Raw genomic sequence first — 23,682 nt, 5'->3', positions numbered from 1 at the left:
ACCTTTACTTTGGAGTAATATCCACTATTTCTACTTTGATTTTTTTCAGTTCAATAGGCTGGCTACCATTTAAATACATCAAAAGCATTCTTTAAAGAATCGAAACTACTCTCAATGCGCTTATCGATTTGGTAATCACTCATTTTTTCTTTCATATCGGTTACCGCAGAACCCAGCTGTTTAGATATTTCTTCAGGAACAGACTCTATGGTGTGTTTAACTTCTTGAAACTCTGCCTCCACTTGGTCGTGAATGTCATGATACTGCTGGCTTACCTCCTGCTTCAATAAACCCGCAGAATCTTCAAAAGTATCTTGTAAAGAATGCCAAAAGCTTTTCCCATGTGATTTAATACGATTAGCATCAATCGATGTGAGGCCAGATTCAGCAAACACCAATGGTGTTGCAAGAGAAGTTAAAGATTTGATTGGATTTGTTGATGAAGGTTCTAGAGACTCATCCGACACGATAAATTATCCTTGAATTAATACCTGAAAAAAGACGTTTAATATAACCAATATAAACGATGGTGGAATGTAATAAATGCGCAAGTTACAAAACTAAAATGCCTAAAATTCAATTTTGAATAACAACTAAGAAGTGGACAATGCCAATCTTAAACTGGAATATGACATTGTCTCAGTTAGCGATTCATGCTTATGGGCGCTTGGATGACGTCTTAGATATCTAGCCAAAATTAACTGACACAGATTTTTGAACGCCCTCAAGAGAGGTTTTTGTCGTTTAAAGCAAATTCCGACAAAAACCTTCAGGCAGTTCAAATTAGCGTATTAAACGATAAGGGATACTCTCCATTCCCATTTCTATGGCCACTTTAAGTCGGTGATTTCCATTAATGACCTTAAATACCCCATTATCCCATCGTACATCTATGGGTGGTAAGTAATGACCTTGATCAAATCCGTTTCGTATATTCTCCAACCTTTCGTTATCATATGAAGCACTCCTATCTGCAATAACCCTATCTGTATCCGCATACAATGTTGCCGGATCACCGGTAAGCCAAGTTTTGATAGCGTTCTGACCAGCCACGTTATAATGCCTTGGTTGCCATGTTTGGTCATTTTTTAAATTTATGTATTCTCCATCCTGTTTCCCAAGATATGTGATTTCTCCATCAGCGGCTTCATACTTGTATATTTGACCATCAAAATCTTCATAAAAGTACTCAGAATCTGCGCCAAACATTTCCATCTTATTCGGTATGCTGTCCCAGTCCCCTTGACTTAGCTGTATTGGCTCATCTGCATGACCAGCTGAAGCCGTTTCTTGGTTTCTCGCACCAACAGCTACTTCCACCTCGGCTGGGGTTCGTTCTTCCATCAGAGTGCTAAAGCTGGCTTCTCCACGTTCATCGAGCTCCATGAGGTGTCTAAACCGTTGACTCAGTTTTCCCTCCACCCTGTTCACCAGGTCGAGCTTATCTTGTTGACCGGCAAATAATGTTTTTGCTTGCCTTATAAGCACGTCCCTTATCGGCGTGTGCAAGCTTCTATACATTTGTTTATAGTGTGCATTACTTACTGAATCTGAAATCGTTGAAGAATCAAAGTCAACCAAACTGAAGCGCCCAGTGCTTGGGTCATACAACACACTACCAAGGTTCAAGTCTTCTACTCGGATACCATTATCCTGTAACTTACCCGCCCAATGGGCAATAAAGTCACCTTCTTCGATTTTCTCAAGCATATCTTGCATAACTTGAGGGTCCTTAATATCTTCTATCGAGACACCCTCCATTTTGGGCATATTAACTGCGTAATAACGTTGTCCATCAGGACCTGTGAGAGTGATCAATTCCGCGTCCTGGCCATACAGTCTATTCATGACATCTCTGTTGTTTTCAGCGATACCTTTATCACTTGGCCGCTTGTAAAATTTAATCAGCCTATCTGGGTTGTCAGGATCTTTAAATATCACCCCGTGAGCGCTGGTTTTTGGGGTGTAGATATTTTCTGCGCTATACCAACTTGGTGAGGCCTGCATTTGAGGCAAAGCGTTGAAGGCCATCTGCTTCGCATTACTGCCGCTTCCAGACCCAGCCATTTCTAACGATGCCCTTCCACTTGTTGAACCCCCCTGACTTGAATCACTGCGAGGGTGATACACACGAGGTGTTGCAGGTTTAAAATCGCTTTGTGCAAGGAACCTACGGGGATCAAACTTGCCCATTTTACTGCCAATTTGAACGGGGTTTTGTGTCAATTGCTGTAATGTAGGCAGCTGAACTTCACGGTTTGAGTACCCGATGACTGGACGATTAATGACATCTGCGAGTGCTTGTGCAGCGCCGCTGCTCTTTGAGTAACAGGACAACAGGTGTACAGGGCCGCTCCCAGACTTAAGATCAACACCTTGAGATTTTAAATAGTCAACAAGCTGCTGAGCGGTCATAGGATGGCCTTGCCTTGCGAGATAAAAATTACCTTGTCGATCCCCATGTATTGAGAGCGCTTCTTGGCCAGCCTTCCCTTGAAACTCTGAGGTATAACCTCGCACTTCTACCCTTCTGCCTTCGTTCATGAAAGGGATTCTTGCGATTTCTTGCGCATTGTTTCCGACAGAAAAGACCTCTGTTTGTTCGCCCGCACTGACCTCAACATCTCCATTTTGCTGGACACTGATGTCGGCAACATTTTTTACCTGATTGGTCGGTGTAAATGAATACACTAAGTTCGGGTTTGTTCTCTGTTCTTCGGCCAGTTTTGTATCAGTTTTTTCACTCCATTCTATCTTTGTGAGTGATGATTGACCAACCCGATTATTACTAGGCTGTTGTATATCTCCACCAAAAGCTTCATAGAAAGTATTGCTATTACTTTGGTATAATGTGACTTCGCCATCTTGGACATAGGCGTATATAACATGTTCATAGTGAACATTCCCATCTTCATCCTTAACACCAGTATGGATAAAACCTGATTCGGTGATACTTTCTTTACTCAATGGTCCTTCAACAAGAGAAGAACCTGAAGGCTCCATCACTGAAGCAGGAAGACTGAATGCCTGCTTATAGACTGGTGAATTAAACTTAGTACTTTGCAGACTTGTTGCGACTCCTTTAGGCAGCTCTCCGCTGGCTTGTGCTGTATTAATCGCACTTAGGTTGCACAGAAAATTGAAACCTGTATCTTTAGCTGCCGCCTTTAGGATACGTTTATCAAGTTCAGCTGAGCTCTGTACTCGCCCCCCTCGATTTTTAAAACGCCATGTAAACTCTTCCCACCAATGCCCAGCTCTCCATTCATCACTACCGACTTTCTTAACCTCAAACTGGCCATCCTGTACTCGGCCCTGATATTGTTTGCCAAAGAAACTGAACAGACTTTGAGTTACCGCTGGTTCAGCCTCTTTTAGAGTCGCATAATATCCTTCCGGTGTGCCCCCCGCGTTAATATAGGCAAAATAGTCCGCATCTGTACCTGGTAGAGTGCCTGATTGACCCGTCCATTCTCCTCCATCTAATTCAGGTCTTCGAAATGGTACAGCCTGCCCATAAAGGGAACGCCCCGTTGTTCCTGGAACAGGAGGATTACCTTCAACACCTAGAGGAGGACGCGAGCTTCCCCAGCCATTGTCGACTCCATTCTCAATCAACCACTGGTTTTGCTTAGGTATATCCGCATCCGCCAAGTCGGGTTTAATCTGGTGAGCACGTTCGATAACATCTTGCGCTTTCATTCCCGTAGTCAATAAAACATTAAATAGGTCAAGAGGGTCTCCACTTTCGCAAGCTTGTTTGACTCCTCGACCAAAGTCGATAAGATCAACCGTTTCTTCACCAACTTTAAGTAATACTCTGACGCCTTGACCTCCTGTTTTACTAAACTTATCTATTTGAGCCCCAGCTCTTGAACCTGGAATAGATCCCAAAATAGCGCCTGCGAGGTCAACTGGGTCCGGATCTTTCCCATCCGCCACATCAGCGGCGATACCAGCCCAACTTTGAGCTGCATTCAAAACACGCCCTTGAGGGATGAACAACGTCACAACACCTATACCTGTATCAATCCAAGCCCCAATATACTCCGCTTGTTGCTGATTTTTTTCTGTTTGTTGTAAAGTAACGCCATTTCCGTCATCAATCATTAATTGGGTCTGACTGGCTAATGAGGCAAACGGACGGCTTATGGATCTCAGGTATTCTGAGAAACTCGACGTCGCAAAAGTATATTCTAGCTCTAGCTGTACTTGCTCTGCAGACACACCCAAGTCCGGAACTTGGGCTCCCAGTATGCTCTTTGGTAATACATGCTGAATAAGATCTGCAACCTCTTCATCATTATTTGCGTGACTATCGGTTATCGTCACTAACTGCTGTGACAAGGTATTTAAACTGACTAAATCTGAAGGCTGATAGGTAAGATTGGCCTTTCTTTGATAGGGCTGCCCCGGTTTATTCAAGTCGATATAAAGCCCCGATTTAGCACCAGGGCTGTCAGGCAAAAAGAAACTATTTGGCTTGGTGGAGTCAACCACAACACATGGTTCATTTTTAAGACGAGCATTATAAGCAGCATCTCGTGTACCTTGGCTAAGCAGGTTATCTCTACCAATCTGAAACAGCACATACTCTACTGCATTTGAATACAGCTCTTGTTTAGCATCTGTCGGCATGCTTCTGTATGAAGACGCAAGCTCTGTAGCATCTTCACCAATACCATCTTCAGCCATCGGCCAATTTAGGTGTGAAGGTGACGCTAGATAATCTGCAATGTCTCCTCCCAGCGCTTCTATTTTTCTCCAAGTCAACCTGTAATTCAGGTATTCAGGGTGTTCATCGATAAACTCTGAGCCTGGTTCCCCAAAGGAATCCAGCTGCTGAGCGAGATCCTCCCGTGATTCAACACCAAGTTTGTAAGCTGGCTCAACGCCCAGAATCTCTTTATAAAGCAGTCTTAACGCTTGTTCTAGTGCATCCATCTTCTGGAGTGTGGATTTAAAAGCGCGCTCATCGTCAGGCTCGAGCACAGCTGAAAAAGTATTGAGGTTAGGCCAAACCGCTCCTTCGGATATGTATTCAATGGGGTCACGATATAACTGGACACTGGCTGAAGTGCGGTCTGTGTTGTTACGAAAGTGCTCAAAGGTGCTGCCAATTAACCTGCTCATTGACTGATATTGTTTATAAATATCCTGCAACTCCGCTATACTGATCGCTCCCGTCCCTTCAGTGAACCCTGATAAATAGCCAGAGCGAAGATGAGTCGAAGCCATGATTTTGTCCAAGCTGGAAACATATACAGAGTTTTGATCGTCCGACACAACAATCGCATGGTCAGTCAAACCAGCGTATCCTTTATCTTTAAGAACTTTTTCTAATATATTCCTATCTATACCATAACCCGCCTGATATTCGGCTGCCCATTCTCTGACAAGGTTTGAGACACCCTCAGAGAAACGCCCAGAATCAATAAGATTAAGCAACTTAGGTAACCCCAATTGGAAACCATCAGGTGCATTGCAAAAACTGTGAATGAGTTGACGCGCACTATAAGACTCATCACTTGAGCCTGTTTCTAACGTTATATTAGGCTCTCGGTGCTCAGAGATGATTTGATTATAAGGACGTATTTTGTCCTTAAATTCAGGCTCTGCCACATCGAGTGTTGGCTCTTCTTCAACGGGTGAAGATGGGTTAAAGTACCTCGCTTGTTCTGCCCCCGTATGTCGTGCATCAAAGTAGTAGTCTTTGCGTATTGGCTGGCTTAAGGCCCTGCGAAGGTCATTCTCATTCACATAGTTACCCATCTTAAGGTGCTGTTTAACCCATTCGGGATCAGAAAAACGGAACTCAACCTTTTGTTCATTAACATAGTCCGCCCCTGCCACCATATGCTCTGAGATAGGATCGCCCTTACCACCAAATTGATAAGTTTGTCCTGACACCTCAAATTGAATCGGATTTTCACTGTAATAAAGGTGCAGCATCTCATGGAATAAAACGACAGAGGGGTCGCAATCTAGCCATGGACGGCCTTTGATATCTTCAGTGCTCGGCTTATAGTGAGGATCAAAGAAAATCGTATCATTATCAGGATTGGCATAGTTACCCACCGATGGGTCATGATCGTGGTCACCATCTGATGTATTGGTATGATCACTCGGCATTGTGATCTCAATCCCCTGCTCGTTCATCGACTCAATCAGGTGGCGGCCAAAAGAGGTACGGGCGATTTTCGCAAGCGATTTATCGACCGCCTCTTTGTATTCCCCTTGCCCTCGGTTTATGTCGGGATAATCGTCAGAGATTGGGCTCGACTCATCTAAAGCATTCACCTCTTGAGGCTCTGACTCACCCGTCAGTGCCTGCTTAATTTGTTCAACCACTTGCTGCTCTTCTGTGGTTAACTTCGGTGAAGGCTCCATCACTAAATCCGCCGCGGTTTTCGCGCCAAGGCTCACTGGGACTGACCCACCAGTAAGTAGCGCTTCCGTGCCCAGCACCTTAGCCCAAGAGCTAATTTTGACCTTATCTTCTTCTTTTTCCACCATGGCGTTGTGGGCGTGCGCCGCCGCCGATACCCCAGCGGCAAAGACAGTTTTGACTGTGTTTCCAACTGGGATCATTAGCATCTTAAAGCCCAGCTGCTCTAGCCTGTGCGTGATACGCGCTTTGATCACTTTGTAAGGTTTATCTTCGCCTGGCATCACACCTTGCTTGATTTTGTGCACGTCATACCCAATACGGATCAGAGAAATCGGCACCTTAATGCCCGCTCGAATGCCGATTTTAATCGGCGTGACCGTCAGGCCACCGACCACATCCACGCCCCCTTCGATAAAGCTGACAATCACTCCTCGTGCTAAACGCTTTTGCGACCAACTGACGATAAATTCTGCCAGTGTTTTCTCCTGCGCTGCGTACTCTGCTGGACTCATCGGCTTAATCGTTTCACCGCGATACGCATAGCGCCACTCGCCTGCAATTCGGGTTGAGAAGAAGATCCCTAAGGGGTCTTTAACTGACACCAACCCAGTTAGCATATTGCGCTCTGTCAGAACATCACGGATCACTTCACTGTTTGGAATGAGCGCCGCCTGCGTATGCCCAGCGTCACGCAGTACCTCATTGGCACACATTCCCCAGTCTTTAGCTACCCTCGATCTTCGCGAGAAAGGCCCAAGCGGTTGGCCCGTGTGTTTAAGCGCCAGTGAATCCAGTTCATCGTAGGCATCGCGGGCGGCTAACCCAGCAAAGCGCGCTTTGTGTATCAGGCTATCTAGGCTGCTGTCCTTATACTCTGACGCTTTGGTCGCACGGGCGCGTAGCCTCAATGCCTGCACTCTGAGTTTTTGGTACGCTTCCCCTTTACGTAGTGCATGTTCGATTTTCACTACAGTCTCGCCAAGGCTCTTCTGTCCTTGTTCGGATAACACTTCTTGACCAATACCAAGGAAATACGCCACGGTGTCTTTAAATCGTTGCTCTGACAAACCCATGTCTTTGATGGTGGCTAAGATATTCACCAGACGCTGACGCTCCGAGGCTGAGACTTGGTTCAACTCGGCGCCGCGATTTGAAGGCGCTTGCGCCAATAGGCTCTTCAATGTTTGTACGTCTTTGCCAAGAGAAGGGCGGATCTTGGTGTCAGGGGTCTTTTCACTGAGTGACAGGCTTTGGAGCTGCTCCAAGAGCTGGGTTAAATCGCTAAGCGGATAGTGTTTAAGTACGTCTTTTAGCGCACCGTTTCCGCCAAGTGACACTTGCGCCAGCAGTGACTCTGATGCTTGCTCCGCTTTCTTAAGGCTTGGCTCAAGCACTTCTTGGCGAGACTTTTCTGCCTCACCTGAAACCTCTTCAGATTGAGCGCTCGCCGCTTTATTGATGCCCGAGGTCGCCGCACTGCCCTCAGTCACCGTTTCCAATACATCAGCACTGTCGGTGGTGCTATGTTTACTCTTAGCGAGTGATTGTGCCGCGCCGAGCAAAGGCGCATAGTCATACTGCATGCGAAACGCCGGTTGGATAAGCGTCCAACACAAGCTGCGCACAATCGAGCGAATGATTTGATCTTCGTCTGAAAGATTGCGGTTGAGGGCTTTGTTTACACCCTTGGCCATGGGTGAGCGCGCTTTATGCAATAAGTGCAGAGCAGTTGGCGCCACATAGGTTGGAGTGCGGGCCACTTGCATCGCCACTTTGGCCATCTTGTTTTTGGTGGATTTACCTGCTTTAATCGCTGCCTTCTCAAACTTGAGGATCTGCTCGCCCATGGCCAGTTCTACATCGGCAAGGTTAATGCTCTCACTTTCCTTGTCTTGTTCATGCTCTCCGCGCTGACGTTTTTCTTCTTTGCTCTGGCCTGCTTTGGAGATAAACATTGAAGCCGCGCTGTCTTTTAAGCTCGGATCAAACTTCGTTTCCTTACTCTTAAGATCGCGAATCACCACCTGCAGCACATTCATCACCTGATCAAAATAGGCTTTGACTTCCGCCTCGCGTTTGAAGGTGTTTCGCCAACCCTTGCGCTGTATCTTGTTCTTACTCGACTCCAGCTCATGACGTACGTCTTGAAGACGATTTCTTACAGCGTGCCTGCGCAGTGTCATATGATGGCGCAGGTTCTCCGTGTCTTGAGTCAGGCCATGCTTTTGTTTGTACCCGGCAGAAACTCTCTCTTTCCAAGAATCCAGATCTAGATTTTGGTCATGTTTAAAGGCTTTTAGCGCTTCAGTCACTGCTTTTAAACTGCCATCGATGTGCCTTGCAAGCTGATACGCGTTGGCTCGATCAGATTTGGCCAACTCATCAATCCAGCCTTTCGACTTACTATTAGCATCGGCAATCACAGCATCAACCGGCGACGACAACCCTGCGGGTATATTGGTGATCGCTTCTTTGGCCTGTTTAAGCTCTGTGATTAAGTCACGCTGAATATCAATGTTTTGTTCATTGTATCCTTGCTCAATAAAGGTCTTGGCCTGCTCGTATTTGTCTTGCCATGCTTGCCATACCAGCTCTAACGGGTCGGCACTGGTGCTCACTCTTTTGTCGAGTACTTGCGGCACATTCAGCCCTTCTATGGAGACGGAGGGTTCCGGCTTGCTAATCGGCAATCGTGGCGTCTGTGGGAACTCATGCGCAGCACGTTCAGCTGCCGCGCGGTTGGTTTCAATCGATGTTAGGCCAGAGCCAGCATAAAGAAGCGGAGTCACTTGATCGGAAGAGGTGTTCAGAACGTTGTAAGGCACAAGCACTTTAGAGTCGTCAGGCACGGGATTATCCTTAATTTGCATTTGAGAAAACTGCCAAAAGATAACCAATTAAAACGATGATGGAGCGTACAAAACACGCAAAAAGAACACCGCCGATTGGCGGTGTTTGACACTAATAAAAAGTTCTAAATTTCCATTATCAATCATCCGATGAACGAGAGTCAGTAGAATCTCCTTGTCCATCCACATGCTGTAACAAGTCAGTAATCGGCCTAGCGTAGACTACTCTTGGCACGTCCCCAGATATATCAACAGTAATAAGCATGCGCTGCTCCCCTTTTACGGAGTATCCGACTGGATTTGAAACAGATAACTCATTTCGACAGCCGCTAAAGGTCACATATTTATACTGCGAATTATTCAATTTTAGCTGCTCGAACATATCACTTAGGCCAATTGTGGACAAAGTTAAACTTCGGTCCCTAACAGTCAGTACGTCAGTTTTTCTATTTCCATCAAAAAGTCTATTTTTAACCAAAGCACTAGCGATTTTGTCTTCTGTTTCAGCACCTCGACCACTGCTTCTTTGGTATTTGGACATTCTATAATCTTTTATATGACCAACTTGATTTGAGCCAGATGCGTCTAATAGATCACCTGTTGCATGAGTAGCACCATCGCTTGTCACTGTTGAGTATGGCGATAAACTTCGAGAGTTCATGAGACCTATTGTTGGATCTTCCAAGGCCATTCCATGAGGTCCTAAAAATTCAATTGTTACTCCTTCTGGTACAGGCATATCACCCGTCTTTCCTGCAGCACTCAGAATAGACGGCGAGGCATGATAACCACCATGTACAGAAACCCACAATGCATCAGCTTGAACACCATCATCTGTGGTGTACAACATAAAATCCTCGCCCACTTTCTTTCTAACCACGTTTGCCTTAATAGGATCCCCATCTGTATTTGTAGTATCAAAAACTTTAATGTTGGTGGATTCAGGTTTACTTGCTTTCCATTTAGGCCAAGAAAAGCCGTCATTACCCCCTTTAAGAAGTGGCTTACTTTGTGATTTCAAGTTTGAATCAAACCCAATTTCATTATACCAACGAGACTGAACAAGTACTTTAGGGTCCCCAGATGTAACAGGATCAAAGGCCGAACGAATTTCCTGAGAACGGTATGGTGCACTAGAGCCAAAATTATCTGGATAGGCAATTTTAGCTAATATTTTCCGGTTCTTATAACCTCCAAGCGCATTTTGATATTGAGCAAACCAGTTGTTACTGGTGTCAAAAATTGGACCTTGGATACCATATTTGGAAAACTGCCCTGCAGTCGGGTCAAAGACGACATCAACGCCTTTATACCGTGCAAATATGACCCAATGGTTATCAAACATATCAGCTGGCTTACCAATAAATTCATCCCATATGGCGATGTTACCTATTTTGATGTTTTCTACGCCTTCCACTCCACGTAGATGCTGATGAATAATTTCTGCTGCATTCTGACAATTCTCGGCTGGTGTTGTTATGTAGCCTTCCATTTTGGGTAGTCTGACGACTTGGGATTTTATCTCATTAATAGCGGCACTTTCTTCTGCCGTTTGACTCACACGGGTATAGGTACCTACAGATGGGTCAGGATTAAATCTTGGACTCGGCACTGCCGGCTTTTTAGGCCGATGGACAATACCGAACAATTTATTTCCACGTCCTTTCTGCTGCACAAGTTCTGCTTCTGTAAGCTGTGATAAAACGCGCTTAAATTCTGCTGAGTCTGAACCAAATTGCTCAAGGGTCGTCATTAATGTCCGACTCGCACCTTTCGACAAAGTGATCACATCTCCAATCGCACCAAGTGCTTCCAAACCGATTTCCGCTATGGCCCAAGCCTTATCACTACGACTTGAACTAGGGTCGGTCAAAGTTATGATACTCACGGTAATATTTCCCGCGACCAAAGCCAAGCTAAGTTGGGGGACAGGAATTGCGATTAAGGATAAAAGGGCAACCGCAGTTTTGAGATTATTGTGTACTTTCGCCCATTCCTCTTGAAGAGAGTCATGCTGGTGATCAAACACCTTATCAAAATACTCTGACATTGAATTTGTTAGATATTGGGAAAGAGTATCTGGGTCAAAGGACATATCTCCTATTTGAGTATCAAAGTTTCGAAGAGGGTCAACGGGGAAACGCTTGTTAAGCGTAGAATCATAAATAAATTTTGTGCTGACACTACGATCAAAAACACTCTTACCCTGAGGTGCAAGTCCACTACGGATAGCCTCCTGCTGTACATCGGACAAGCTGTAATTAGAACTGTTGATCCAAGTGAACCCACTATAGGGGGAATATAACAGGCCGTCTTTATTCGGCATTGTGCCCAATTGGTTTTGGCCATTATTTGCATCATATGGAATAAATACCGAACTATGAATAATATGGCCATCGTAAGCACATCGATAGGCTTTTTGTTGACCAGATAAAAACGATTCCAACAGTTGTTTTTGGTAATGAGGAACAGCGTTTTTGTTCAAGAACTCTTGTGTATGAACTTTGAGTAACGTGTCCAAAACAAACTCCAGCTCAGAATTCATAATATCAACATGTTGCTGAAACGGAATCTCAGTCTCTATGTTATATCGAGCCTGAGTCACAATAGGAATAATTCTATCCCTATCACTATTAGAAATCTCGCCACCGCCGATACAATTGCTCACACATCGCCATTCACCTGTTGGTATCGTCTTCATCAACATATCAGAAACTGACATTCTGACCACACTGGTAAGCTCTCCCAGAAACTCGTCATGAATCACATGTGTAATTTCAATAACCGAATCCGGTTTAAGTATTTCAGGAAACTGAACAGATATTTTGGTGGCTTCTTCAAGCAATCTTGAGTTTATCTCTGAGCCAATCGTACTTTCCAGACTCCCATCTGATAACGCTTTAGCTACGACAGCCGCCTTTGGTTCGAGGTAACGAGTGCCCGTTTCTGATTCTAAATAGGAATCAAGCGATCCCTTTAAACGATTCACCATCTCTCTCATTTCAACATAACCAGCATAACCTTCCCTAGATGAATTCAGGTCCGCAGGACGTACCATAAACAACTCATAATCATATGCCAAATAAGCAATCGCCCCTTTAAGGTTATTCATAGCATTCACGACATTCTGAGGAGTAGGGCGTCGGTCAAAGTCTCCCGGAGTCAGTCTGTAATGTTGCTGAAGAGATTGATCTAATCTCTGATAGCGGCTTTTCGCTGTATAAATACGATTCAGTCTATCTTGTGGCTCAGAACTAATCTTATCGTGGACGTTTTTCAGTACGGTTTGAATTGGTTCAATGGACGGGGGAACTCTAAAAACTTGAAATGGTACTCTTCCCCATGGTGTGTCAAGGCGACTGGATCGACCCGCGCTTATAAGCTGGCCCACATTTAATATAGAGAGTGCTTGGCTACCATCACCATTATCACTTGTAACTATCACTGGACTCGATGAATTAATAGTTTCAGCGATGCCTGGAAAACTAACTTTCAAAAGGTGGTCGATAAGTTCTGTATCAACACTTACCTCAATGCCCCACCCTTCACCTAAGCTTTTCATCGGTAAACCAATATCGATGTAATCGAGCTTTAATGGCTGACCAACATTAGCACTATCACCCTTTAATTCTTCGAGTATACGTAATTGAAGCTGGTCCGCAGTTTCTGCATAAAGCGAAGACGAACTTAAGCTTCTCAGATGTTGTGACAATTGCTCATGGACTGAAACTATAGCCTGTAACTGTGGACTGTTCGAAATGTCTATAAGATCTGGTCGGCCTATTGGCTCAGGTGTTACTTCTACAGGTGTGGGGGCTTCTTGGGCGCGTAAGTCTGCTATTTGTGAGCGAATGCGATTAATTCTAGAACGACGTTCTAATATCCTTTTGTTAAGAGCCTTTCTTTTTATAAACCTGATCTTCCATGTATTTCTCTTCTTAGCTTCAAGCCATTCAAGTTGCTGTTCAAGACCTCTAATATTGTCCTCAAGCAAAGCGATATGAACATTACTTTGACCATTGGATTGATAAAACAGATGCCCGCTATTATTGCCTTCCGAACTGATGTAAGCACTTCTCTTCGGAAGACCTAATTCTTCTCGCAACTGATTAACCGTGATGGCAGGGGCACCATCTCGAAGATATTCGTGCTTAACATCTTTAATGCTGAAGTCAATTTCTGTTCCATCTGAAGCAATATACTTTATACCTACAGCCATATGCTCTAGTAAATCACGTTGCTCCTGAGTCATTACGTCAGAATTTATATCCAGAGATATATTTTGATAGTCAATAAGATGTATCAATTCATGAGCAAGCATGAGTGTGGGTAAATGGGCACCATCCGTTTCTGAATCTATCGATACACAAGTCAACGGGTCGAAATAAATTGTATTAGTACTAATGTCAGTACTAACTCGATTGCGATATTCTCCTTCTCTGCCCACTTCGGGTGTCGGTGGACAAATAAAATACGTTTGCCCATTATTCAAACCATGGAAAATCTTCTTTCCAGTTTCAGTATTATTCAAGTCATTAAGCACCTCTGAGATATTGTCAAAATATTCTTCTGTACCAGTAATTTCAATATGACCACTCCCTTCTAACTCATACTGCCAAGTTTTTACTTCATTCATGTATTCTTCATACTCGGCTTTATCGGCGTCGGGAAGCTCATCAAAGTCAGAGATGGGGTTTTCGCTGTTCGAAGTCTTAGATTGAGGCGCATACCTGTCTCCATCATGGCCGGTAAAACTCGAATCTCCGTAATCCAACCTTTTGATGACAGCTTGGCCTTGCGCACGGTAGAAAGCCTCACGATAATCGTTTTCACTGATATAACGACCATTGCCGACTTGGACTGACTGTTCGATAAAGCTCGGGTCAGAAAAAGCCAGATGGACATCATTGGCATCGTAGTCAGCGCCTGCGACAAAATGTTCAAAGATCCCATGACTCAATGACTCTTTTTCTTCCTCACTTGCCCCTTCGGGCGCCAACTTCGCACCCAGCTCGTCGATCTTGAACCAGTCGCTTTGATAATTCACTTTCACAGGATGGCTATGGTAGTAGAGGTGTAGCATTTCGTGGAACAAAGCAATCGAGGGATCTCGCCTTAGCCAAGGTTTATCATTCGCTTGCTCATCGCTTTCTGCTGCGAGGGTATTCCATGGGTCAAAGAAAATCGTATTTTGTTCAGGGTTAGCATAAGTCGCGTAAAACGTTTGGCCACCCTCTTGGCGAAGACGCTCTTCTTCATTAGGCTGAGTGACCTCAACTCCCTGCTTATTCATCGACTCAATCAAGTCACGCCCAAAATGGGTACGGGCGATTTTAGCAAGCGACTTATCTACCGCCTCTTTGTATTCCCCTTCACCTCGGTCAATATCGGGATACGCGTTAGAGATTGGGCTCGACTCATCTACGGCATCCATCTCTTGAGACGCTGATTCCCCCACCAGTGCCTGTTTAATTTGTTCAACCACTTGCTGCTCTTCTGTGGTTAACTTCGGTGAAGGCTCCATCACTAAATCCGCCGCGGTTTTCGCGCCAAGGCTCACTGGGACTGACCCACCAGTAAGTAGCGCTTCCGTGCCCAGCACCTTAGCCCAAGAGCTAATTTTGACCTTATCTTCTTCTTTTTCCACCATGGCGTTGTGGGCGTGCGCCGCCGCCGATACCCCAGCGGCAAAGACAGTTTTGACTGTGTTTCCAACTGGGATCATTAGCATCTTAAAGCCCAGCTGCTCTAGCCTGTGGGTGATACGCGCTTTGATCACTTTGTAAGGTTTATCTTCGCCTGGCATCACACCTTGCTTGATTTTGTGCACGTCATACCCAATACGGATCAGAGAAATCGGCACCTTAATGCCCGCTCGAATGCCGATTTTAATCGGCGTGACCGTCAGGCCACCGACCACATCCACGCCCCCTTCGATAAAGCTGACAATCACTCCTCGTGCTAAACGCTTTTGCGACCAACTGACGATAAATTCTGCCAGTGTTTTCTCCTGCGCTGCATAATCGGCAGGGCTCATGGGCTTAATCGTTTCACCGCGATACGCATAGCGCCACTCTCCCTCCACTCGGGTTGAGAAAAAGATCCCCAATGGGTCGTTGTCTGACGCCAACCCAGTCAGCATACCGCGCTCGGTCAATGTATGACGGATCACTTCGGTATCTGGGATAAGCGCAGCATCTGTATGCCCAGCTTCACGCAATACTTCATTGGCACACATGCCCCAGTCTTTAGCTACCCTCGATCTTCGCGAGAAAGGCCCAAGCGGTTGGCCGGTATGTTTAAGGGCCAGTGAATCCAGTTCATCGTACGCATCTCGGGCAGCTAACCCAGCAAAACGGGCTTTATGTATGATGCTATCTAGACTGCTGTCTTGATAGTCTGATGCTTTCGTCGCGCGGGAACGCAGTCTCAGCGCCATTGCCCTGACTTTTTTGTACGCTTCCCCTTTGCGCAGCGCATCTTCAATTTTCACCACAATCTTGCCAAGACTTTCCTGTCCTTTTTGGGTTAAGACTTCTTGACCCAACCCAAGGAAGTACTCCACCGTCTTGTTAAACCTTTGCTCAGACAGGCCCATATCTTTGATGGTAGATAAGATGTTCACTAAACGCTCACGCTCTGAGGCTGAGACTTGGTTCAATTGGGCGCCGCGACTTGAAGGCTCTTGCGCCAACAGGTTTTTCAGTGTGTGTACGTCTCTGTTAAGTGAAGGGCGGATCTTGGTATCTGGTGTTTCTTCACTGATTGACAGGCTTTGGAGCTGCTCCAAGAGCTGGGTTAAATCGCTAAGCGGATAGTGTTTAAGTACGTCTTTTAGCGCACCGTTTCCGCCAAGTGACACTTGCGCCAGCAGTGACTCTGATGCTTGCTCCGCTTTCTTAAGGCTTGGCTCAAGCACTTCTTGGCGAGACTTTTCTGCCTCACCTGAAACCTCTTCAGATTGAGCGCTCGCCGCTTTGTTGATGCCCGAGGTCGCCGCACTGCCCTCAGTCACCGTTTCCAATAGATCAGCACTGTCGGTGGTACTAGGTTTACTCTTAGCTAGCGTTTGGGCGGCGCCAAGCAAAGGCGCATAGTCATACTGCATGCGAAACGCTGGCTGGATGAGTACCCAACACAAGCTGCGCACAATAGAGCGAATGATTTGATCTTCGTCTGAAAGATTGCGGTTGAGGGCTTTGTTGACACTCTTGGCCATGGGTGAGCGCGCTTTATGCAGTAAATGCATCGCGGTAGGCGCCACATAGGTTGGGGTTCGAGCCACTTGCATCGCCACTTTGGCCATCTTATTTTTGGCCCCTTCTCCCATTTTGGCCACTGTGCTTTTGGTCGCTTTACCCGCCTTAACCGCTGCATCCTCAAACTTGAGGATCTGCTCACCCATGGCCACTTCTACATCGGCAAGGTTAATGCTCTTACTTTCCTTGTCTTGTTTATGCTCTCCGCGCTGACGTTTTTCTTCTTTGCTCTGACCCGCTTTGGAGACAAACATTGAAGCTGCGCTGTCTTTAAAACTCGGATCAAACTGCGTTTGCTTATTCTTAAGGTCATTAATCACCACCTCAAGCGCATTCATCACCTTAGTAAAGTAGTGTTTAACCTCGTCTTCTCGTTTGAAGGTATTTCGCCAACCCTTGCGCTGTATCTTGTTCTTACTCGACTCCAGCTCATGGCGTACGTCTTGAAGACGATTTCTCACAGCGTGCCTGCGCAGCGTCATATGATGACGCAGGTTCTCCGTATCTTGAGTCAGGCCATGCTTTTGTTTGTATCCGGCACACACTTTCTCTTTCCAAGTCTCTAGCTGTAAGTTTTGGTCATGTTCAAACGCTTTCAACGCCTCAGTAACTGCCTTCAAGCTGCCATCGATGTGCCTTGCAAGCTGATACGCGTTGGCTCTATCAGATTTGGCCAACTCATCAATCCAGCCTTTCGACTTGTTATTGGCATCCGCAATCACGGCATCAACGGGTGACGACAACTCAGCGGGTATATTGGTGATCGATTCTTTGGCCTGTTCAAGCTCTGTGATTAAGTCACGCTGAATATCAATGTTTTGTTCATTGTATCCTTGCTCAATAAAGGTCTTGGCCTGCTCGTATTTGTCTTGCCACGCTTGCCATACCAGCTCTAACGGGTCGGCACTGGTGCTCACTCTTTTGTCGAGTACTTGCGGCACATTCAGCCCTTCTATGGAGACGGAGGGTTCCGGCTTGCTAATCGGCAATCGTGGCGTCTGTGGGAACTCATGCGCAGCACGTTCAGCTGCCGCGCGGTTGGTTTCAATCGATGTTAGGCCAGAGCCAGCATAAAGAAGCGGAGTCACTTGATCGGAAGAGGTGTTCAGAACGTTGTAAGGCACAAGCACTTTAGAGTCGTCAGGCACGGGATTATCCTTAATTTGCAATTTAGAAAACTGCCAAACGATAACCAATCAAAACGACGATAGAGCGTACAAAACGCGTAAGTGACAAAACCAAAGTCTATGGTATTTACTAGCAAAATATGTCAGTGAGTGAACATGCTTTTTGTATGACAAACACTGATATGAAATTTGTTATTTCTGGTCTGACCAAATGTCTATATTTAACAACCCATGGTGGAAATTATAATATGGGGCTGGTTTTATAAAATAAATCATAGTTATACAGGTAATACCTTGCTCCAAGATAGTTAAAGTTTAGTAATAGGCATTTGAATGAATATAAGAGAATTATCTTATTTAGCTGCAATATTAGTATCCTCATCCGCCCTAGCAGACACTACGTTTGTCATTGATGCAGGCAGTTCAGGCTCGAGATTATTCGAATATCAATACCACCATGATATTTCATCCGAACACGGGCTACCTGTAATTGATGAACAAATTCAACATAAAGACATCAAAGGCGGTATACAAACTGTCAAGGAAACAGACTTAAACACTTATATTGATAGCCTATTTGTGGAAACCAAAACGATTCCAGATCACCTGTACTTTTATTCTACCGCTGGTATGAGAACCATTTCAGCGACTGAGAGAAACTTGGTTAATCAAAGAGTCAAAGATGCACTGGCCAAGCGCTTCCCTGATGCGGATATCAAAGTTAAAACAATCACAGGGCAAACAGAAGGTGCATATGCTTGGCTCACCGCCAACTACTTTAATGGGGCTTTTTTTAATAGCCAAAAAACAACTGGCATTATGGATCTTGGCGGGGCTTCAACCCAAATCACCTTTGAAACGAACACAGGCGATGACCTTTTCAATGTCACTGTCGGAAATCTAAATTTCACTCTTTCTTCAACCAGCTACCTTGGTTTGGGTCAGAATTTGGCAATTAGTCAATATCTCAATCAAGCGGCATGCTTTCCCAAGGATTATCCTTTGCCCAATGATCAACTGGGTACTGGAGAATTTGGGGAATGCGCAGAAAAAGTTGAGCCGCTTATCAATGATGTTCAAAGCGTTAACACCAAGAGCGCACAGCTAGGAGCAGGCTCAGATTTATATGCGATCAGCGGTTTCTTTTTTAATAGCTCTGAACTGGGGATAAATGACTCGTTTAGTCTGAGTAAACTCAAGGAAACCGGTAAACATTTCTGTTCCCAGCCATGGGAAGAGGTAGAGCAAGGTAAGACAGATTATAAACTTAACCCTCATCTATACGCTGGCTGCTTTAATGCCGCTTATCAATATACGTTAATTAGCAAAGGCTATCAGCTTACAGATGATACAAATCACATCACACCAATAAGAGAACTCAAAGGTAATGCCATCAGCTGGACACTAGGCCCAGTCCTCGCGCCGGATTTGTGATGGGTGAGGAAAGTTTAAGTACCAAATACAACAAAACCTCAGCAGTGCTGGGGTTTGTTGTAAAGATAACGATCATCCTAAATACGCAGGTAAACCCAAAAACCAAAGCCAAGGATCATATAGGCAGCAAACCACCACCAAAGCTTTTTGTAAGCTGTATATATCGAACCGATAAAAAAACTTAATGGAGTAATTACAAGCCAAAAGATCGGAACCAATAACCCATCCACCCAAGGTGGGTAATTATTTATAGTTGGTCTTGGGATGCTTCCATTAAAGACGATACTATCCCAAATCAAAACATACCAACATAAGGGCAATAACAAAAGTGAATAGCGAATAAAAGTCATCATAAAGAAAAATCCATTTTTGTGATAAATGGTTTATAAGCATATTCTTTATAATGTTGTAGTAAATACCAAGACCGAAAACCGCTAATTAACTCAAAAGGCTTATCTCCATTCATTGGATTGTTATTGATATCTTTTTTATCTAAACCGAAATGATCTTGAACTTCATACTTAAAAAGACCTCGAATTTGACTTCCTTTGTATTCAAGTTGTTCAACATAAACACGCATAGACCAAATGCCATGAACATTAAGAACTGTTCCATCAAAAAGGTTCTTATGAGGGTCTAAAATATCCCCAACCAAAAATTGTGGTAGCGGTTTACCTTTTGAAGACTTCATGTATTGACTCGAAACACTGACAATATCAGAAGGTAACTTACCATTTTTAAGACTCTCTTCTAAACACTTTTTTAGAGCCTGATGAAAATTAGCGGTTGTTTCGTGCTCCTTTAGTGCACTAGTTAACGATGGGTTACTGTAATAGCCTCCCTCGTTACGCTCAAATTTATCGACCATTTCAAAAAAGATATCTTTAGTTTCTCCTTTTGTTGAAAAGCCAATCCCTAAAGCAACATCATTTGCCAAACTACGCATACGTTCGAAATGTTCACTTACAGGCAAAGTAAATTGATCTTCACCAAAAACAGCAATATCTGTGAAAGGTAAATTTATGGAATCATCTTCAAAAGGAGTCATTAAGCCGTATTGTTCTATTTCCTCTTTGGTCTCATCACCAAAAGTCATATCAGGCGCATCAAAGTCATCCATTTTATTTTGTGTTTGATAGACCAGTAATGGGAAGTTACCCTCTACAGGCTTCCACTCTTCAGCCAATTTACGCTCAGCAAGAACGCGTTCTCTGTTTTCGGCCCAACGTTTCTGGTCCTTAGCGGTATAAGTAAGTTCCGCTCTGCGTTCTTGACGTTGACGCGCTGCTCTTTCTCTTGTGGTTTCTTGTCTTTCTTCTGGGACATATGGGAAAGATTCATACCGCATGGGAGTTAGCCTTAATAAAAAATAAACCAAATCATATCAATATTTTCAATTATTTATCACGCCTAACAAGGCGTTTTGCGGCATTTACCAACCAAATAGTTAGTTTGACTATCAAAACGCTCTAAGTGACAGGTTTAGTCGCTATCTTCGAGGACAAACACGGGTAGAGTGGGAGGTACTTACGAATGGGGCATGATACGATTTAATGGAATTGGCTAGCTTATGGATAAAATTAGGAAGAGCAAAAGGAAAGATTTAACCCTTTCTTCAGCACCTATGGGTGCGACCTGCTACTAAAGTTATTCCAGCTATGGTGAGAGGGTTTCAATCCACGCACCTGCGGGAGGTGCGACGACATTAGCTGATGAGGTTGATGCTCAGTCAATTGTTTCAATCCACGCACCTGTGGGAGGTGCGACGTGATGGTTTTGATAGTCAGAGTGCCAGTAATTTGTTTCAATCCACGCACCCGTGGGAGGTGCGACTTTAACACACGATTCCACTCCTTTATCAGGATCTGTTTCAATCCACGCACCTGTGGGAGGTGCGACGCAGCTTTATCAATATAATTTCGAATATCAAAAGGTTTCAATCCACGCACCTGTGGGAGGTGCGACTCATGTGCAGCTATAACAACACCACGAGGTTTAAAGTTTCAATCCACGCACCTGTGGGAGGTGCGACAATAGGGCATTAGGCTCTGTACCGTGGAGTTAAGTTTCAATCCACGCACCTGTGGGAGGTGCGACCGTATTCGCTACATTGTCGGCGATAGCATCAATGTTTCAATCCACGCACCTGTGGGAGGTGCGACCACCTACACATCTCCATGTGATACGGGAAACTAGTTTCAATCCACGCACCTGTGGGAGGTGCGACAACACTCTGTGAACTGAATCAGCTATGGAGTCTTGTTTCAATCCACGCACCTGTGGGAGGTGCGACGTGGTTCTTTCTTAGAAACGCTGCTAGTGATAGCTGTTTCAATCCACGCACCTGTGGGAGGTGCGACCATATCTATTCCAATGGTGAAACCGCCAAACAAGTTTCAATCCACGCACCTGTGGGAGGTGCGACGCAAAAGAGTATCAATCAGAGATGCATGTTTATTGGTTTCAATCCACGCACCTGTGGGAGGTGCGACTCAGTTAATGGAGAATCGATCAATATTGAATTTGTTTCAATCCACGCACCTGTGGGAGGTGCGACCAGCCTCACTTAACCAACTGCTTCAATTAAAGAGTTTCAATCCACGCACCTGCGGGAGGTGCGACATGAAGCACAGAATTTACATGCTATCCGTTGGATGTTTCAATCCACGCACCTGCGGGAGGTGCGACTTATTTTCACCCGATGGTTTTGTAGAAAAAGATGTTTCAATCCACGCACCTGCGGGAGGTGCGACATTTGCGTAGCTTCAGGAATATAAAACTCCTCCGGTTTCAATCCACGCACCTGCGGGAGGTGCGACTAAGCGGATAGTTATAGTTATTCCATCAGCAAAAGTTTCAATCCACGCACCTGCGGGAGGTGCGACTTGGCTCTTAACTCCAAATTGGTCATTAGTCCTGTTTCAATCCACGCACCTGCGGGAGGTGCGACTTCGGCGAAATAAAAAAGCAGCGCGAGGCTCAAGTTTCAATCCACGCACCTGCGGGAGGTGCGACAAGTAGAGATGATGATTGAACGTATAACCAAATGTGTTTCAATCCACGCACCTGCGGGAGGTGCGACAAATGGCGGTCTCATTCAGATTATGAATAAACAAGTTTCAATCCACGCACCTGCGGGAGGTGCGACTGAGACTAAGGAGGAAGCTATAACCAGACGTAAGGTTTCAATCCACGCACCTGCGGGAGGTGCGACGGAGCAAAAGGTACAAGTTGCTAACTACTGTAATGTTTCAATCCACGCACCTGCGGGAGGTGCGACTCATAGAACAAACTAACAATACAGACGAATTAGTGGTTTCAATCCACGCACCTGCGGGAGGTGCGACATTGATAATTTGATGACTAAGTTAAGAGCTTTAGTTGTTTCAATCCACGCACCTGCGGGAGGTGCGACCGCCTACACCGTTAAAGTTTGGTAATACTTTGGTTGTTTCAATCCACGCACCTGCGGGAGGTGCGACGCCATTAGAACCCGATACAGATACGGTGACATCCTGTTTCAATCCACGCACCTGCGGGAGGTGCGACGTCATGTGTTAATTTCTTTATTACCTAATGACAATGTTTCAATCCACGCACCTGCGGGAGGTGCGACCTCAATGATTGGCCCTGACTGAACAATAAGATTTGTTTCAATCCACGCACCTGCGGGAGGTGCGACGCTGGCCAAGATTCAATTTGACCACATCGATCAGTTTCAATCCACGCACCTGCGGGAGGTGCGACTCAAGCAGCTTATCGCTCTAATAATAGTTTAATAGTTTCAATCCACGCACCTGCGGGAGGTGCGACATAACTCTTTTATTGCAAATGAGAACCATAAAGGTTTCAATCCACGCACCTGCGGGAGGTGCGACTAATCTGTCCTCTCAATCTGCTGACTGCTTCAAAGTTTCAATCCACGCACCTGCGGGAGGTGCGACCTCTAGAGCGCAAACTCTAAAGGTAACAATTGCATGTTTCAATCCACGCACCTGCGGGAGGTGCGACTGTATATATTGCTTATTGTGTTGGTCGCGAACTTGTTTCAATCCACGCACCTGCGGGAGGTGCGACCTAAAAATCACGACTACTCGCCTTTAATTTTCAGTGTTTCAATCCACGCACCTGCGGGAGGTGCGACTGCCTCTTGTTGAAGGCTGGTATAGACTAGCACTTTCTACTGTTTACCGCTAACTTTACTCAGCAGAGCAAAAACAATTTTGTGTGAATCTATACAAATCAATGTTTCCTATATTTTTAAAGAACTTATATAATCGCTAGATCTCAAGTGTTTGACTGAGAACTAAAGCCTAGCGATTATAAAATAAGGGTATCTCTGAATATGTCTATTGCAACTTTCGCACCGTAGTGTTCTACTTTGTTTTGCCAGTTTTTACCGAGCTTATAAAAACGCAAACTATCTACCTCAGAGTCGTAAATTGACAGCAGCTTGTTTTTAAAGTGCAACCATTGTGCTGCATCTATTTCGCATTCAAAGACAGAATATTGCACTCTTACGCCATAGTCTAAGCATACTTTTGCTAATTGCCTGAGGCGTTTTTGACCATTTTTACTATCAAAGGATACATCGTAGGTGACCAATATCATCATGGTTCACT

The 23,682-nt window shown here is 45.0% G+C and carries 7 protein-coding genes and 1 CRISPR repeat array; of the genes, 1 reads left to right on the top strand and 6 read right to left on the bottom strand.

From position 1 onward, the window contains the following. Positions 1–62: 62 nt before the first annotated feature. The 3 genes from FIV01_RS05840 to FIV01_RS05830 form a co-directional block, all read right to left on the bottom strand. Positions 63–467: a hypothetical protein gene (locus FIV01_RS05840; protein ID WP_152430155.1), complete on the bottom strand. Its 405-nt coding sequence runs from the start codon at positions 465–467 to the stop codon at positions 63–65. A gap of 316 nt (positions 468–783) precedes the next feature. After that, entirely contained in the window at positions 784–9,240 is an 8,457-nt protein-coding gene (locus tag FIV01_RS05835; protein ID WP_172971819.1) for a DUF8038 domain-containing protein, read from the bottom strand. 139 nt (positions 9,241–9,379) lie between these two features. Next, complete coding sequence (locus FIV01_RS05830; protein ID WP_152430153.1) at positions 9,380–17,647, bottom strand: M91 family zinc metallopeptidase; 8,268 nt, start codon at positions 17,645–17,647, stop codon at positions 9,380–9,382. Between the two features lie 312 nt (positions 17,648–17,959). Between FIV01_RS05830 and FIV01_RS05825 the strand changes: the two genes are divergently transcribed. Next, on the top strand, positions 17,960–19,060 hold the full coding sequence (locus FIV01_RS05825; protein ID WP_152430152.1) for an acetate and sugar kinases/Hsc70/actin family protein: 1,101 nt from the start codon (positions 17,960–17,962) through the stop codon (positions 19,058–19,060). A gap of 77 nt (positions 19,061–19,137) precedes the next feature. Here the strand turns inward: FIV01_RS05825 and FIV01_RS05820 are convergent, their stop codons facing one another. The 3 genes from FIV01_RS05820 to cas2 all read right to left on the bottom strand — a co-directional run bounded on the left by FIV01_RS05820 (position 19,138) and on the right by cas2 (position 23,674). After that, positions 19,138–19,413, bottom strand: coding sequence for a hypothetical protein (locus FIV01_RS05820; RefSeq protein ID WP_152430151.1), 276 nt, complete (start codon positions 19,411–19,413; stop codon positions 19,138–19,140). Beyond that, positions 19,410–20,408, bottom strand: a complete 999-nt coding sequence (locus FIV01_RS05815) for a DUF3289 family protein (protein ID WP_152430150.1) — start codon at positions 20,406–20,408, stop codon at positions 19,410–19,412. The genes FIV01_RS05820 and FIV01_RS05815 overlap by 4 nt, the downstream gene beginning before the upstream one ends. A 321-nt stretch (positions 20,409–20,729) precedes the next feature. Further along, positions 20,730–23,204: a CRISPR direct-repeat array (repeat unit 32 nt; unit sequence GTTTCAATCCACGCACCTGCGGGAGGTGCGAC). Between the two features lie 176 nt (positions 23,205–23,380). Then, the gene (gene cas2 / locus FIV01_RS05810; RefSeq protein WP_152430149.1) at positions 23,381–23,674 is read right to left on the bottom strand and encodes a CRISPR-associated endonuclease Cas2; all 294 of its coding nucleotides are present in this window, start codon (positions 23,672–23,674) and stop codon (positions 23,381–23,383) included. Between the last annotated feature and the right edge of the window lie 8 nt (positions 23,675–23,682).

It is taken from the genome of Vibrio aquimaris (assembly GCF_009363415.1).
Taxonomy (GTDB): domain Bacteria; phylum Pseudomonadota; class Gammaproteobacteria; order Enterobacterales; family Vibrionaceae; genus Vibrio; species Vibrio aquimaris.
This window is presented reverse-complemented; position numbering and strand designations above follow the sequence as displayed.

Bases quoted from the DNA above. Each gene is read 5' to 3' on its own strand.
- FIV01_RS05825 (WP_152430152.1), top strand. From the start codon at position 17,960: ATGAATATAAGAGAATTATCTTATTTAGCTGCAATATTAGTATCCTCA.
- FIV01_RS05820 (WP_152430151.1), bottom strand. From the start codon at position 19,413: ATGATGACTTTTATTCGCTATTCACTTTTGTTATTGCCCTTATGTTGG.
- FIV01_RS05815 (WP_152430150.1), bottom strand. From the start codon at position 20,408: ATGCGGTATGAATCTTTCCCATATGTCCCAGAAGAAAGACAAGAAACC.
- cas2 (WP_152430149.1), bottom strand. From the start codon at position 23,674: ATGATGATATTGGTCACCTACGATGTATCCTTTGATAGTAAAAATGGT.